This is a genomic window from Paenibacillus rhizosphaerae (assembly GCF_014192015.1).
Classification (GTDB): Bacteria; Bacillota; Bacilli; order Paenibacillales; family Paenibacillaceae; genus Paenibacillus_AQ; species Paenibacillus_AQ rhizosphaerae.
This window is the reverse complement of the sequence record NZ_JACHXJ010000001.1, coordinates 147,308-161,792: the sequence shown is the minus strand read 5'-3', so window position 1 is coordinate 161,792 and position 14,485 is coordinate 147,308. Positions and strand designations below refer to the sequence as shown.

The window sequence follows — 14,485 nt, the reverse complement described above, 5'->3', positions numbered from 1 at the left end:
CACTCCTTCATGGTCTGATCATTTTAGCCGGTAAACCGACTGCGCACTTTGATGCAAAATCCATTCCTGCTCCTCTTCCGTCAATCCGCATGTTTTGACTTTGGCCAGTTCCGTGCCTGCGTTGTCCGCATGATCGGTCCCGAACAAAAAACGATGAGCTCCAAACTCATGCGCCCAATGCCGTAAATTGAACCCGGCGGTCCATGTAATATCAGCATAGAGATTGGGCGCCGCCTTCATGGCGATCGCGGTCTCGCCTGCCATAATCATCATGCCGCAGTGAGCCATAACGATGTTGACGTCAGGGAAAGCAAGAGCCGGGGCAATCAGATTGGTCGGGTTGGCAAAAGGAATCCCCGCGCCGGTATGCACCATGACCGGAACATTCAACTTTTGGGCCAGCTTAAATACCTTCGTGCCGTCTCGCCCTCCCGGATGAACGGCATGGGCGAATGTGTGAATCTTGATCCCCACAAATCCAAGCTCCTCGACGCACCGTCTGACTTCTTCTTCATAGACCGCGTCTTTTAAATGGGGATTCGGATTGGCCATCCCGTAAAATTGCCCCGGGTAATCCCTTGCCGCTCGGGCAATTCGGTCGTGCTGCTCTCGTACCGTCTCGATATCGTGGCATGAGGCCGGCTGGAGAATCGTCTTATCCACGCTGAATGTTTGATGCTTCTCCAGCTGTTCTTCCCATGTAAAATCCTCATCAAATACATGATCCCATCCCAAATGGGCATGGACGTCAATAATCACGCGTTCTTTCCTCCAATCTTCACCGGTTCGTGTTTTGCAGCGCTCTCATACACACCAAATACCATGCTCAAGGTTATCAAATTGTCGCTGCCCTCGGTATCAAACGCAGCGCCGCTTTGCAGGCATTCCAAAAAATGAGATTGAAGCCGGATATGACTTGCTTCATGATCCAGTTCGGTGGTTTCCGCAATCATCCACTCATTGGATCCGTCCTTGCTGACAAGCGAGATTTTGCCTGAGGTATACATTTTGAGCGTTGCCTCGGAACCATCAATGACAAGCTGCTCCAAATGCACCGGTCCGACCCCTGTTCCGAGCGGGCGATCCAGCTTCTGCCTTGTCGCCCAGCTGGCGTCGAGATATCCGCAAAAATGATCATAACCCATCACCACAATACCGGTATCTTCACCTGTTATATAAGGGCTGATCCGTTGAATCTCCGCATAAAGCCGCTCTGGCGTTCCAAACAGAAATCTCCAGGTGTCAAACCAATGGGCTCCCATTTCAAAAAAGAGAAGCTTCGGCATCTCCCGGAAGAATGGCTGGGGCAGAACCGCAGCGGGTTCCATTCTGGGCGTATAGTAATCCGTGTGTATGTATCTCGCTGAATAAAGCGTTCCCAGTGTACCCGCCTCGATGACACGCTTGATCAACTGAAATGGCTGAAGCCATCTCCAATTTTCCGTCACCATCAGCCTAACGCCCGCCTCTTTGGCGATTCGTACCATCTCTTCAGCTTCTTCAATCGAATTTGCAAACGGTTTCTGGCACAACATGTGCTTTCCGCTGGCAGCAGCGTACTGTACAAGCTCAAGATGAGTTTCAGGCGCCGTTACGATATCCACAATATCGATATCCGCTTTTTCGAGCATTTCGGAAAAACTGCTGTACAAATTGCTCTTAGATACACCAAAAGCAGCTGCTTTCGCATGTAACCTTTCCTCATTAAGGTCGCAAAGAGCCATGATTTCAGCCTCAGGAATGCTGCGCCAGGCATTCAAATGTTTCTCCGACCACCAGCCGGTTCCCACGACTCCTATTTTCCATACCTTCATGTCAGGAATCCTTGAAATGAAGGGTATGCAGCTTCTCGGGATGCAGCATGACATCAATTTGCTCATACACTCTTTCTGGACGGAACAGCTCTTTCCATCCTTCTTTGATCATGGCTTTACGGCCATATTCAATGGCGACCAGGCATGCGTCTGAAAAAGGATTCACTTTCTCAAATACGATCCCAAGCTGGATATTGATGTGCCCGAGTAAAAAATCTCTTGCAGCATCATAAGGTACTCCCTGATTTACTGCTTCATCCAGTGCTTCCCCCAAGACAGTGACCATCATCGAGCTGATCGTCTCAGCCATGGTAGGCTCAAGAACAGCCATTTGCTCCACGGTAATCCGGTGTGATCTCATTACGGGAGCAAACATATCCTTCGCCATATCTTCTCCAAGCAAGTAATGCTCCTCTGGACCCTGCATCAAGGCACATACAATTGCTTGCTTGGCTGCTACCCCGCCAAAGAAATCTCTCTTTGCTTCCAGTGTAATTTCGTCATTTAGAACAGGCGGGTGGCAAGGATGAGCAACAAAGTACGAGACATCCTCCCGGGCAGGAAGCTCTCCCAAATACGCTGCTGCCGGATCTAACACCATGAGCAGTGCCCCTGTCTTCATGAGAGGAACGATATCTTTAGATATCTGTCCGATGGCGACATCGGGAACTGCAAGAATGATTACATCTGCATCCGGTACGGCTTCATGCTGCTGGACGGGTACAATACCGCGCTCAGCCAATCGTTCAATTCCTCTACTGCCAATCTCGACGTAATCAACCTTGTGACTCCCCTTGCTCAGGTTGTCTGTAATTCTGCAGCCCATTTTTCCCCCTGCACCTATGAGTGCAATCTGTTTCAAATCAAGCACCTCCAGCATATGACTCCGTTTTCGAACAGCTATAATTTCGTTCTACGGTCAGACTAACACACAACAATTAGGCACACAATATGTATACAATAAAAAAATAAATTAAATATATTTTGTATACAATTCGATTTACAACGCCCTTCTCTCAGCTTATACTTTTCTAAGTACATAAATTTGGGGAGGGGAAGAAATGAAGCTTGGGATCAGTTCATATGCATTGACATGGTCAGTCGGAGTACCGGGTTATCCTGCTCCTCTTCGAATCCTGAGTGCCTGTGATCTGTTGGAAATTGCGCACAGCAACGGAATTGGACTCGTACAATTCGCCGATAATCTTCCACTCCATGAACTGAGTGAAGAGAAGCTTATATCATTAAAGGAGTTAGCCGATTCTCGAGGAATCGAAATCGAAGTCGGAACAAGAGGTACAACCCCTGGCCACCTGCTTCTTTATCTGAGAATAGCCAAAATTTTAGGCGCTACCCTGTGCCGGACCATGATCTTAGAGAAGAATCTAACTAACCCGTTACGCGAGATCCGAGAGGTTCTTCCTGCTTTTGAAGAATCAGGTGTCCGTATCGCTGTCGAAAACCATGGCCTGCATACAACAAAAGAGCTTGCGTCTTTATTTGAAGCTATCGATAGCCCTTTTGTCGGCTGCTGTCTGGATACCGTCAACTCTTTCAGCGCTCTTGACTGCCCTAAGACCGTGATTCAAGATCTTTCCCCTTATGTCATCAATCTCCACTTAAAAGATTTTGATATTACTAGGGTTGATCACCAAATGGGCTTTATGGTTTTGGGAAAGCCGGCAGGGTATGGTAAATTGGATATAGACGGGCTACTGAAAGAAGTTCGTAACGGCCAAAGAGACACAAACGTGATCCTCGAGCTATGGACTCCTTTTATGGAAACCGTTGAGAGAACTGTTCTCTTGGAGCATCAATGGTTGGAGCAGAGTCTACAATATTTGAAAATGACCCATTTTTTGGAATAGGGGAATTCATTATGTCTAGTACAACGGTAACTTTAAAAGAAAAAGCTTATATCCATCTCCGGAGGCTAATTTTAAATGCTGAATTAAAACCTGGAGAAGTGTTGACTGAACGCATGCTCGTTGAAATGCTGGAGATGAGCCGAACCCCCATCAGAGCAGCCTTGGAGCGCTTGGATGCCGAAGGACTGGCCAACTATACCCCCAACAAAGGATTAGTTGTTGCTGAATTTTCGATCCGTAAGGCGATAGATTTGTACGATTACCGGATTGCCATGGAATGCTTTGTCGTTCGCAAACTGGCTGCCATGGAATGGGAGAAAAATGATTTGAAGTGGTTTGAACAAAATTTACGGCAGCAGGAGACTCATGTTGAGAAGAGCGACAATGCCCGCTTTACGGAAGCGGACTCGCAATTCCACCGTAAGCTCGTCGAAGTATACGCGAATTCGGAAATCATTCAGGCTATGGAGCGTTTGCAGGATAAGCTGTATCAGATTGCTATTGGAGTCCTCCGGAAGGACCGAACAAGAATCCAGGTGTCCTATAATGATCATCTTCGAATTTTTCAATCGATTCAGGAAGGCGATCCGGACAAAGCTAGCCAGGCCATGGAAGAGCACCTGGAATTCGGTAAACGGATTTTGATTATGTAATTCTGCCTACTGCTTTGATGTTGCCCGTCGAACTTCATAAAAAATACGATAAACGGGAAGATGCCAAGAAGAGCGGCAGCTTCCCGTTTTAGTTTGATGGGAATTTTACATCTTCGATGCCCAAATTATGTATATTCATTCTTCAACACTTGTATTTAAGAATGCGCAACTAGGATTTCATTGACCTCATCGTCCAGGTGACTGACATGCTCAACTACGCCATGGTTCATAGATACCAGAATGCAAGTAACGGCTGTTCCCGGTTATGTTTAGGGACAGCCGCTTCCTCTGATCCGTATATTATTGGGTATTACTTTTTCTTTGTTGCATACCAGTCATTTATTTCTTTATAGCTGGCATCGGCTCCTGCAGCTTTGTATTTGGCTACGAAGCTGTCCAAACCGGAAAGGGATTCCTGACCAACAATAACTTTTACACTGTAGTCATTTTCCATTTGGCCTAGTTTGGCACTATTCTTCGAGAAATTCGGAAAATAAGGAGCTATTCCCAAAGGATTAGAGAAATAAACCTCGGCAGGCTGCTCTTTATTCAAATATTCCCAGCCTTCATACAGCCTCTGGTCCTTGTGGACACGCACTTGCCAATAGACTGGGTAGTTCTTCTCGTCTATACCCGAATGAAAGTTGCTGGCGGTCCCCCGTTCGTCATCGAATTTCGGGAGAATGGGGGTATAAACACCATCCTTAACGTTGTAGTGTACGCCCTCAACTCCAATGGACATATCTTTGAAGGTTTCAGGTTCCAGTTTGGCGTTAATCCATTTAATGGCGTCCTCCGGATGTTTCGATGCTTTCGGGACGAAGGTTAAACTGTCGAAGCCGGAAACCACAGCAAGGCCAGCTTTGCCGTTCTTGCCCTTAAGAGCTGGTACGTACACATATTCAGCATCCGGGATATTTTTCTTAAGCGCATCTGCAATTGTCGGAATATCTGCCCAATGAAGCGGAATGACACCAGCCATTCCGTTAGTGAACTTTTCCTTTACCGTTGCGTCCTTATTGACGGCGAATTCCGGATCCAGCAGGCCTTCCTTGTACAGGTCGTTCATGTAGCTTAAGTAATCCTTGTAAGCAGGGTCCATGACACGGGGAACAAGTTTGCCGTCCACATCATTCCATGCATTGGAAACGCCGAAGGCGCCGACGATATTATCAACCATCGGAGCATCACCTTTGATGGTTATCGGAATATTTTTATCGCCATTACCGCCGGGATCCTTATCCTTGAATTCCTTCAGGACAGTAGTCAGTTCATCCAAGGTGGTCGGTACTTGGAGGTGCAGCTTATCGAGCCAATCCTTGCGGATCATCAGGCTGGTGCCGGCATATTCAATCGAACGGGTCGGAATCGCATAAATCTTGCCGTTCACCTTGACGGCGTCGAGAGACTCTTGGGACACGGACGCTTTAATGTTCGGACCATATTTATCGATCAGCGGGGTCAGATCAACCAGCGCGCCTTTCTGCGCATAGTCCGCATACAGCGCTTTGTTGCTGCCGCCGATGGTCATCGTGTCATAAGGCTCGCTCGATGCGATCAGCAGATTCAGTTTGTCCTCCGGCTTGTCGACGGGCAGCATGTCGTACTTCACCTTGTACCCCGTTTTCTCCTCCAGCATCTGCGCGATGGGGTGATCCTCATACCCTTCCGGTATCCATTTCACAAGTGCCCGCAATTCGGGCTTGGAAGCCGGACTTGCGGCCGATGCTTCCGAAGATGCCGTGCTTGCCGCATCGTTGCTTCTGTCCGAACCGCAAGCGGTGGAGGTCAGCAAAAGACCGGCGATGACCGGAAGAATGAACCATTTCTTTGTCTTCATTTTTAAACCCCTCCTGATTTTTGTCATGTATCCTTAAATTGAGAGCGTTAGTACTGGCAATGTTCATGCGGGTCAGCCCTTCACTGAGCCCACAAGAACCCCTTTTATGAAATACTTTTGCAAGAAAGGATAGACACATATGATCGGAACCGTCGATGCGACAACTGTTGCAGCACGGACGCCCTCTGGGGACATATTCATCAGCTCGTCGATGCTTTTGCTGGCGGCAGTGGCCGAATCGGCCTGCATCACCACATCGCGAAGGTACAATTGCAAGGTCTTCAGCGCTTCGTCGTTAATGTACAGCATGGGATGAAAGTAGTCATTCCAGAAAAAGACCGCATAAAACAAGGAAATAGTTGCAATTACCGGCATGCTTAACGGAAGAATGATCTTGAACAGAATAGCATAGGTTTTGGCGCCATCGATTCGGGCCGATTCCTCCAGTGCTTCCGGAAGTGTTTCATAATAGCTCTTCATAACAAGAAGATTAAACACGTTGACTACGGCGGGCAAAATCAGGGACCATAACGTATCAAGCAGATGCAGATTACGAATTAAGAGATATGTCGGGATCAGACCTCCATTGAAGAGCATCGTGAAGATGAACAGCACCATCACGAAGGAAATACCGGGAAGACGTTTAGACAAAGGATATGCGGTTATGGCTGTAACGAAAATAGACAGCAGCGTACCGACAACGGTGACGAAGACGGACACGGCAAAGGCTTGGACAAACACACTGGATGTCACGACGTTACGCAGGGTATCGAGCTGAAAACCAACCGGCCAAATATTAACTTTCCCCGATATGACGGCCCATTCCGCACTCACGGATTTGGAGAACACGTTAGCAAGCGGAAGTAGAGTTATCAAGCCCGCTACTGATAGAATCAAATAAACAAATATATCCAGACTCCAGTCACTGAATGATCGCTTTTTCATACGCTGCCTCCTTACCAAATCCCGCGATGGACCAATTTTTTGCTAACGAAGTTGCCGCCGACTACAAGGATGAAGCCCACCAACGAGTTGAGAAAGCCTACCGCTGTACTGAAGCTGTAATCCATCTGGCCCAGACCGACACGATATACGTAGGTTCCAAGCACGTCGCCGGTTTGGTATACGACCGGGTTATACATGGTCAGGATCTGCTCCGTTCCTGCATCCAGCACCGATCCTAACCGCAAAATAAACATCATGATAATCGTTGGCATCATGCCGGGAAGTGAGATGTAGAACATTTTTTTTATTCTGCCCGCTCCATCCATGGAAGCAGCCTCATATTGCTCCTGCTCTATACCGGCGAGTGCAGCGATGAATACAATTGCATTCCATCCAACTTCCTTCCAGCCTGCGGTAAATACGATAACACTCCGGAAGAATCGGTTATCCATAAAGAAGGAGATCGGCTCCATACCCAACCATTGGAGAACCGTATTAACCAAACCACCCGATGGGGACAGTATCGTGATGAACAAGCCGGAGATGATGACCCAAGACAGAAAATGAGGCAGGTAGATAATCGTTTGAATCGTCCTCTTAAAAGCGCTTAAACGAACCTCGTTTAATATGAGCGCAATGATAATCGGAATAGGGAACAGTAGCACAATCTTGTAGCAGCTGATGAGCATTGTATTGGTGAGAACATTTACAATCTCATCCGTTTGGGTTAATTTACGAAACTGATCAAGCCCAACCCAAGGACTGCCGGAGACTCCGTCGAAAATGTTATACTCCTGAAACGCGATCACTAGGCCATACATGGGCGTATATTTGAACAGGAGCAATAAGAGTAGACCCGGTATTAGAAGTACATAATAATCGATGTTTCTTCGCGCTAACTTCCACTTAGCGAAACGTTGACGTTCAAGCCCAGGATGGCTTGACCTTCGTTTCAGTCGCGTTGCGGCACTGTTCATGACTAACACCTCCGTGTTATTTTGCTTCATTATAGCGGTATTCGGAGATGCCAAGTAGATGGTAATCCGCCACTTTCTAGGCATATCTAATTTATTTCTATACCGGATTTCAAATCATATTTGACATCGCCCGGCATCAATTAAGTAATCTCCCTATTAACCATCCATTGTCTCGCAAAATGAGAATAAATGGACGCCTGTGGTCAACGAAACGACCGCAGGCGTCCCCGTAGCTTCATCCTAGACTTGTCCTCCGAGCAAGTATTCGGCGTCTCGCAGCAAACATCCGGCCGCTTCACTCGAAATGTGCTTATCGCTCTGCGCTTTCACCTGGTTCGCAAACTCTGCCAGCTCACCCGACGCCAATTGGCTGCGCAGGTCCTTGATGATACCGTCACTGTCGATCAGCTTCATCTCCGCGAAGCGCTGTACCAACCTATCGATCGCCTCCATGCTCGTTGAAGTCTCGAACCGGATTGTCCGAATGCTCTTATTCCCCGCCTGATCGCTCGCCGTTACTGTTAACGAATGCGGGCCGAGCCGCAGCTTATACAGAGGAACTTTGGTGCCTGATTCCAAGCTGGACGTGTCCAAGGTAACCGTCGTCTTGCTGCCGTCCATGCCTGATAAGCCGTCGTTAGCCGTAATGATAGGCGTCACATCACCGGCGTCATTCAACATATCACCGTCATTGATCCCGCTAATCGCGATCGTTGGTGCAGTCGCGTCCAAATCGACGTTGAGAGTCTTCGCTTCTCCCATATTGCCTTCTTTACCCTTCGCACGGTATTGGATCGTAAATCTGCCGTCCTTGTCGATCATGATTGGCTCATTATAGGGAAGCCATGTCGTCCCGTTGTCGAAACTGTACAGCATCTCTGCACTACCAGACGAATCGTTAATGGTGTTCAAGCGGACTTCGACCGGCTGGGTGTACCATCCCTGCTTTCCGTCCGGCAATTCCGGCTTGATCACGGCAGTCGCGACTGGAGCCGTATTGTCCGTTGGAGATCCATATAAAATTTCAAAAAAATCAAATCCTATATAAGCTCCGGTTGAACTTGAATTTTTATCTCCAGTAGCTACTAATTTTATTGTATGCTCTCCATCCGCTAACCCTGTTTTTTCAAATACCCTTTCGATGTACAGATCAGAACGATTATATGTGTCAACTAAACCTTCCGATTGACCGTCAATAAATACTTCAAATATACCTCCGAGATTCATTTTCTTCGTGTATACGGCTATGCCCGGCCCGTTAAACGTCATCTCTGCACTTGCACCACTCATATCTGTTACAGATTTTGTACGTTTTTCAAACCAGAAGTCGCTCTGATGGTTCCATGTGCCTGTATAACTTATCGTATTAACGTCCGCATCATCAATCACACGGAATGTCGGATTGTCGGGGAACTGGGTCTTTTGGTAAATTTTTACCCAATCGACATACATCTTTGTAGAGCCAAACATGACCTTTTTGAAAGCGTCTAATTGGATCGTCAAATGATGTGCAACATCCGGTATGGCTCCCGTGTCTGTGGTTACCCAGTCCAGCACACCATCAATATATATGCGTATCTCGTCTGGCTCCCATTCCATAGCTACCGTATGCCACTGAGTTGCATCTATATCTCTCATATGGGATACCGTCTTATCCACACCATTTAATCCATAATGGACATAGGATCCGAGTTGACTGCGGGTTACATTGGGATGGGTTTCATAAATATCGTTCTCTCCATCCGTCGGCCAATTTTCCGATTCAGGCCAAGTAAGCACGACCGCGCTGGTTGCAGCACTTTGATCCGGATCTGTACGTACGCGGAACTCAAACTTACCGTATTTATAGTTAGCCTTATGTGCCATCCCGCCCGACACAAGATTACCATCAATCATCTGTGCAGTAACCGTGAGAATTCCATTTGCAACTGAAAAAGCGCTTGGCTTTCGCAAACCGTTACCTACATGCCCAGGTCCGTCATACATTCTCCAATTGGTGGTGTCAACAGAGGTTCCGTTGAAATCATCTTGGAAAACCAGTGACCAATTAGCTTCTGCCTCGTTTGCTTCTGCCTTGACCGAAGTATTTTGTATACACAGCATCGTCATCATTGCCATAATTACAACATAAATTCTTATCCTTTTTAACACGGTTAGACCTCCCATTGCTTTTTAAATAGTTGGCAGCGCTTACAATCACCTGCTTACCTCCCTCCACTTTTGTCGTTCTAATCCCTAACTTTTTTGATTCCGGTACCCTGCCCTGTTTTGTCAGGTAGTCCCCTACGATCTGTTTCATGACTTTTGAAAGATCTTCGTATTCCCCCCTTCATTTAGGCTTTATTGTAAAGGCAGCGAGATGCAGCATGAAGATGGTAATCCGACACTTTCTGGGCGTATCCTACTTCGTTTGTACCTCCTGCATAGCTTTGAGGTGCACGGTCACTAATGTTCCTTCACCCAAACGGGAACGGATTGTCAGGCCATATTCGTAACCGGCCAGAAGCTTGATCCGTTCGTTTACATTGTACAGACCATACGAACTTCCGCTCCCATCAATCCGCAGCATAGGACGTGATTCAGATATTAGGCTGGCGGCCAGTTCTTCATCCATGCCAATGCCGTCATCGGCGACGCAAATGACGAGCACGTCCCCTCTCCGCTCCGCGCGAATCATGATGCTCCCCATTTTCCCCTTGTTCTTCCGGATGCCGTGCAGCAGCGCGTTCTCTACGATCGGCTGCAAAGTCAATTTCGGAATCATGCACCAGCTGGCCTCCGGCTCCGCCTCAATCGTGAAATGAAAGGTGGAAGGGAAGCGGCTCTGTTGGATCTCCAGGTAGACTCTGGCAAGCTCGAGCTCGTCCGCCACGCTGACATAATCCCTGCCCTTGTTCAGGCTGAGCCGAAAATAATCGGATAGGCCCTCGATCATTTGGCTGATTTCATCGGCACCCCGGGCATTCGCCAGCCAGTTGATCGTATCCAGCGTATTGTAAAGGAAATGCGGATTGATCTGTGCCTGCAGAGCGCGAAGCTCGGCCTCACGCTCCTGCATTTTCGAGCGATATGCTTCATCCATCAGATCCTTCACCCGATGAACCAGATTATCGACGACTCGTTCTAGCAAATAGAAATTGCCGCCCCCGTCCGAACGATGATCTTCCAATCCTTCGACTCCTTCTGAGCGGATCGTCTTGACCACCAATTTGATCCGGTGATTCATATCTCGAACGATGAACGTCATTAACATAATTACGAGAATCAGGAACATGACCATCATGCCAGTAATCGTAGCGATTCCAGACCACTGGCTGAGTGCGGCGGCGCGATGAGTCAGTCCCGTCTTGGGTACCTCCAGCACAAGGCGCCAATCCGTGGCTTGAATAGGTGCATACACCTCGAATAAATCTGCGCCCCCTTCAGACCGTTCGAAAATCCCTTCATCTGACTTCTTTCCCGCCAGTTTGACCTTCGTTCCGTTCAAGGAACGTTCCGGGCTGTACATGATCGTCCCATTTTGATCCGCAATGAAAATACGGCTTTGACTCGGAAAATCAAGCTTAGAAATGACGTCAGAAATCGCCTTCTCCGGGATGTCCAGCGCGAGCACACCTAGCGGCTGTTCAAAATTAAGAGGTTGCCTTAGCATTCGAACACAAGAAAAAATCCACTGTTCGCCCGAATCTGTATAAACCTCTTTGTAGTTCCCGGTCCAAACAATGCTGCCGCCTGCATCCATGACCTTCTCACCCCAAGGGCTTTCCTTCAGACTGTCCAGAGTGAAAAGATTGACTAAATCGAAACCGTAAAGGTTCTCCGGATCCGTAAATACACGAGCCTTAATAATATTGGGCGGTGTTTGAACCGATTCCAGCAAATTGCTCAGCTCTTTCGTCTGAGCAATACGATCACTATTCGGATATGCACGGTCCATATTGTCATAAAGCTTGTGGTTCATGAACAAAGAATTGGATACCTTCTGGACATAATCAAACCGTGAGCTCAGATTGATGCCCGCCTGCTTCAGCGTTTGCTGCATCGTTCGAGTCACGTCCTCCTGCAGAATACGGGAAGATTGCTCAAAATAAACGAATAGCATGACGCAGACTGGTAGGACAATCAGCAATACGTAGGCTAGCATCCATCTTCTGGCAGCCATAACTCCCTGCCTAAGACTTGCCGTGCGGCTCCACTCTCTTCGTAAGAACCTTTTCACCCACTCATCCTCCTGACTTTATAACCGTTCTCTTTAGTATTGCTGATCCCGGTATGCACTTGGCGTTAGCCCTGTAATCTTTTTGAAAAGTTTGCTGAAGTAGCTTGGATCCGTATAGCCGACAAGCTCGCACACTTCGTAAAACTTGACACGGGGATCCCGAAGCAGCTCCTTTGCCTTCTCGATACGTACCCTCATCAGATACTCATAAATCGTCTCATCGGTCTCTTGCTTGAACAGTAGGCTGGCATAGGTCTGGCTGAGGTAGACGCTGGCCGAAATCTCCGCGAGCGATAGGTTTCTGGCAAAATGCTCGTTGATAAACTTCTGGATGCGTTCGATCACATTGGACGACCGGCTGCTGCTCCGCTTTTCCTGTATACAGGAACAAATGTCGTAGAGGTACTTCGTCACGAAGCTTCTCAGCTCTACCATCGTCTCCAATTTAAGCAGCCGATCTAACGCCCATTCCTCTCGCTCCTCCCTCTCACGGGTAAGCAGGTTGAGGTCAAGCAGCACCCTGCCAGCGAGCGAGATCAGCTGCAATCCAACATGCCGGGCATACTTGAAGCCATTCTTGCGGATTTGCTTCAACGGCTCGAAGAGGCTTTCCAATTCCATTTCCAGCCGCCCCCGGTCTCCCGACTTCAGGCCGGACAGCAGTCGATCGCTCTGCTCGGAGTCAAATCGATTTGAACCGGGCTCCCCGATTTCCAGACTGTCCATCGTGATGACTTGATTCTTGCCCAGATACCACTTCTGGTCCGCAGCTTCTCGGGCATGCCGATAAGAAGCGGGCAGTCCGGAAATGCTGTCTGCTCGCTCGCCGATGCCAATCGTTACGCTGATCTTAAGCCAGAGCCGCAAATTATCGCGGATCGCCTCCGCCAGCAAGAGCAGCGAAGCTTCCGAGTCCTCCGCCAGGTCATCCAGAAATATCAGTCCAACATATTCCGCGGTTCGATTCTCGAAAGCATACCCCTTCAGGTAATGATCGATCAATTCTTGAATGACGTTTAAAATCGAGTAGGAAAGTAACTGCTTGTCTTGTTCCGAACGGCCGCCAAGCACTTCCTCCGAGTCATCTATGGTGAACACGAGAACAAGATACGGTGATTCCAATGGCAACTCCAGATTTAAGAACGCCAGCTTCTCCCGCAGTCCCTCCGGTTTCCCGACTACGTCCCGAAGAAGCGACATTAGAAACTTCTCCCGGAGCAGTGGCATGCTCTGCATGAGCTTCACTTGCATGTCCATGAGCAATTGCCGTTCCTTCTCTTTCGTCTGCAAGTCCTGCATGACACGTTCGATTACCTTTTGTAACTCTTTCCTTTTTACCGGTTTGAAAATATAATCAGCGGCATGAATCTGCAATGCCGACCGCAAAAAGTCCGCATCACTGTGTCCGCTAATAAAAACGATTTTCGTCTCGGGCAGCCGTTCGCCAATCTCCCGCGACATACTGATCCCGTCCATCGTCGGCATCATCACATCCGTCAGCACGATGTCTGGCTTCACCCTCTCGATGAGCTCCAGCCCTGTATCCCCGTCGTCCGCTGTACCGGAGAGCTCAATTCCGTAGGCGCTCCAATCCAAGTAATCGCTGAGTCCACTTCGGACGGTCGGCTCATCGTCGATAATAACCATTTTGTACATGATTCCCGCCTCCCTCTATGTGAAATGATGGAATTGTTAGCTCACAAATACAAAAACGGCTTCGCCGTTGTACCAAAGCGCGAACCCGTTTGAGCATAAAACAAAAGAATATACTGACGGCTCTACTTTCGCCAGCGCTTTAAGAAAACCCCATCTTGGCACTTTAGTCTCGATGTAACTTACTTGCTCCAGCGCTCACCACCGGCAGCCAAAATGTCTGCTTGATCACTGCAGCCTCCTTACGCGTCCCGGCATAATGTATCTATTATTATAAAATCTTTTGGGAACAAGCTACAGGGGGAATCTTACGGTTTCTAGTCAGATATTACTGTTTATATAGGAATCACAAAATGCAGCACGAGCTCCCCTCGCAGATATGGAGTGAATGAAAGTCTGATTGCTTAGCCAAATCTTTGGCGTCCTTGGACCTTGGTAAAGCTGCTATAGTCCTGTAAAAACAAGCCAAGACATCGCAGCATTGCCGCCATGTCTTGGCTTACTTACTTGATAATG

The 14,485-nt window shown here is 48.1% G+C and carries 11 protein-coding genes; 2 read left to right on the top strand and 9 right to left on the bottom strand.

Features of this window, described 5'->3' with window-relative positions; all coding sequences use genetic code 11:
* Positions 1–18: 18 nt before the first annotated feature.
* The 3 genes from FHS19_RS00620 to FHS19_RS00610 are packed head-to-tail and all read right to left on the bottom strand — an operon-like array spanning position 19 to position 2,676.
* Positions 19–759 (bottom strand): amidohydrolase family protein, encoded by a 741-nt coding sequence (locus tag FHS19_RS00620; RefSeq protein WP_183577203.1) that lies wholly within the window; start codon positions 757–759, stop codon positions 19–21.
* On the bottom strand, positions 756–1,814 hold the full coding sequence (locus tag FHS19_RS00615) for a Gfo/Idh/MocA family protein (RefSeq protein WP_183577200.1): 1,059 nt from the start codon (positions 1,812–1,814) through the stop codon (positions 756–758). The genes FHS19_RS00620 and FHS19_RS00615 overlap by 4 nt, the downstream gene beginning before the upstream one ends.
* A gap of 1 nt (position 1,815) precedes the next feature.
* Positions 1,816–2,676, bottom strand: coding sequence for a phosphogluconate dehydrogenase C-terminal domain-containing protein (locus FHS19_RS00610; protein WP_183577197.1), 861 nt, complete (start codon positions 2,674–2,676; stop codon positions 1,816–1,818).
* Positions 2,677–2,875: 199 nt separating this feature from the next.
* On the opposite strand from FHS19_RS00610, the gene FHS19_RS00605 reads away from it, so the two are divergent.
* The gene (locus FHS19_RS00605) at positions 2,876–3,682 is read left to right on the top strand and encodes a sugar phosphate isomerase/epimerase family protein (protein WP_183577195.1); all 807 of its coding nucleotides are present in this window, start codon (positions 2,876–2,878) and stop codon (positions 3,680–3,682) included.
* Positions 3,631–4,335, top strand: coding sequence for a GntR family transcriptional regulator (locus tag FHS19_RS00600; protein ID WP_246426386.1), 705 nt, complete (start codon positions 3,631–3,633; stop codon positions 4,333–4,335). The genes FHS19_RS00605 and FHS19_RS00600 overlap by 52 nt, the downstream gene beginning before the upstream one ends.
* Positions 4,336–4,645: 310 nt before the next feature.
* On the opposite strand, the gene FHS19_RS00595 is transcribed toward FHS19_RS00600, so the two are convergent.
* The 6 genes from FHS19_RS00595 to FHS19_RS00570 all read right to left on the bottom strand — a co-directional run bounded on the left by FHS19_RS00595 (position 4,646) and on the right by FHS19_RS00570 (position 13,972).
* The gene (locus tag FHS19_RS00595; protein ID WP_183577189.1) at positions 4,646–6,175 is read right to left on the bottom strand and encodes an extracellular solute-binding protein; all 1,530 of its coding nucleotides are present in this window, start codon (positions 6,173–6,175) and stop codon (positions 4,646–4,648) included.
* Positions 6,176–6,247: 72 nt separating this feature from the next.
* A complete protein-coding gene (locus FHS19_RS00590; RefSeq protein ID WP_183577186.1) occupies positions 6,248–7,120 on the bottom strand; it encodes a carbohydrate ABC transporter permease in 873 nt (290 codons plus the stop codon).
* 11 nt (positions 7,121–7,131) lie between these two features.
* The gene (locus FHS19_RS00585) at positions 7,132–8,097 is read right to left on the bottom strand and encodes an ABC transporter permease (RefSeq protein ID WP_183577183.1); all 966 of its coding nucleotides are present in this window, start codon (positions 8,095–8,097) and stop codon (positions 7,132–7,134) included.
* A 240-nt stretch (positions 8,098–8,337) separates the two neighbouring features.
* The gene (locus FHS19_RS00580) at positions 8,338–10,248 is read right to left on the bottom strand and encodes an OmpL47-type beta-barrel domain-containing protein (protein ID WP_183577180.1); all 1,911 of its coding nucleotides are present in this window, start codon (positions 10,246–10,248) and stop codon (positions 8,338–8,340) included.
* Between the two features lie 250 nt (positions 10,249–10,498).
* Positions 10,499–12,316 (bottom strand): cache domain-containing sensor histidine kinase, encoded by a 1,818-nt coding sequence (locus tag FHS19_RS00575; protein ID WP_183577177.1) that lies wholly within the window; start codon positions 12,314–12,316, stop codon positions 10,499–10,501.
* Positions 12,317–12,349: 33 nt separating this feature from the next.
* Positions 12,350–13,972 (bottom strand): response regulator transcription factor, encoded by a 1,623-nt coding sequence (locus tag FHS19_RS00570; protein WP_183577174.1) that lies wholly within the window; start codon positions 13,970–13,972, stop codon positions 12,350–12,352.
* Positions 13,973–14,485 lie beyond the last annotated feature (513 nt).